General features: G+C 76.8%; 1 protein-coding gene. It reads left to right on the top strand.

Annotation, left to right across the window (positions count from 1 at the left end):
* The coding region (locus VGR37_12815; protein ID HEV2148279.1) for an amino acid adenylation domain-containing protein at positions 1-1,657 on the top strand (1,657 nt) is incomplete at both ends.

Below are 1,657 nucleotides of genomic sequence, written 5' to 3'. Positions count from 1 at the left end.
AGGACGGGCCCGCCCCGGAGCTCTCGCACGCGCTGCTGCACCGCTTCTTCGAGGCCCAGGCGCGCCGCACCCCCGCGGCCACGGCCCTGGTCTGCGGAGGGCGCACGCTGAGCTACTCCGAGCTGGACGTTCTGGCCGAGCGCCTGGCCGGCCGGCTGCGGCGCCTCGGAGCCGGGGCCGACCGGCGGGTGGGGATCTGCCTGGAGCGCAGCCCCGAGCTGGTGGTGGCGATCCTGGCCGTGCTCAAGTCCGGGTCCGCCTACCTGCCGCTCGATCCCGCCTACCCGCCCGCGCGCCTGGCCTTCATGCTCCGCGACGCCGCGCCCGGGCTGCTGTTGAGCCAGACCTCCCTGCGCGCCCAGCTCCCCCTGGACGGGCTCGACCCCGCCCCGAGGGTGCTCTGCCTCGACGCCCCGGAGGAAGAGTCCGCTCCGGAGGAGCAGGCCGACACGTCCGAGATGCCGGAGGCGGCGGTCTGGGGGGAGAGCCTTGCGTACCTGATCTACACCTCCGGCTCCACGGGCACTCCCAAGGGGGTGGCGATCCCGCACCGGGCGGCCGCCCACCTGGTGGAGTGGGCGCTCGACGCCTTCGGCCCCGAGCGGCTCGACGGCATGCTCGCGGCGACCTCGACCTGCTTCGACCTGTCGATCTTCGAGCTCTTCGCGCCCCTGGCCTGCGGCGGCACCGTCGTGCTCGCGCGCGACGTGCTGGCGCTGCGCGAGGCCTGCGCCGCGGCGGAGGCGGCCGGGCACGCGGTGCGGCTGGTCAACACGGTGCCCTCGGCCATGGCGGAGCTGCTGCGCGCCGGAGCGCTGCCGGGCTCGGTGCGCACGGTCAACCTCGCGGGCGAGCCGCTGCGGCGCGCCCTCTCGGACGCGCTGTACGCGGCCGGGGTGGAGAGGGTGTACGACCTGTACGGGCCGAGCGAGGACACGACGTACTCCACCTGGGTGCTGCGCGAGGCGGGCGGGCCGGAGACGATCGGGCGTCCGCTGCCGGGCACGCAGGCCTACGTGCTGGACGAGCGCCTGGAGCCGGTCCCGGTGGGGATGCCCGGGGAGCTCTACCTGGGCGGGATGGGGCTGGCGCGCGGCTACCTGGGCCGGGCGGAGCTGACGGCCGGGCGCTTCGTGCCCGACCCCTTCGGCGCCACGCCCGGGGGGCGGCTCTACCGCACGGGCGACCGGGTGCGCTTCGGCGCGGCGGGGCGCCTGGAGTACCTGGGGCGGCGCGACGGGCAGGTGAAGGTGCGCGGCTTCCGGATCGAGCTGGGGGAGATCGAGGACGCGCTGCTGGAGCAGGCCGCGGTGGGGCAGGCGGTGGTGCAGGTGCGCGGGCGGGGCGAGGAGCGGCGCCTGGTGGGCTACGTGGTGCCGGCCGGGGGGGCGGAGGTGGAGGTGGGGGCGCTGCGGCGCGCGCTGCAGGAGCGCCTGCCGGGCTACATGGTGCCCTCGGCCGTGGTGGTGCTGGAGGCGCTGCCGCAGCTGCCCAACGGGAAGGTGGACCGGGGCGCGCTGCCGGAGCCGGCGGCGAGCGCGACGGGGGAGTCGGAGGGCCCGCGCACGCCGGTGGAGGAGGTGCTGGCGGGGATCTGGGCGGAGGTGCTGGGGGTCGAGCGCGTGGGGGTGCACGAGAGCTTCTTCGAGCTGGGCGG

Source organism: Longimicrobiaceae bacterium, from assembly GCA_035936415.1.
Classification (GTDB): Bacteria; Gemmatimonadota; Gemmatimonadetes; order Longimicrobiales; family Longimicrobiaceae; genus JAFAYN01.
The sequence above is the reverse complement of the archived record's forward strand: the minus strand, read 5'-3'. Positions and strand labels throughout refer to the sequence as shown.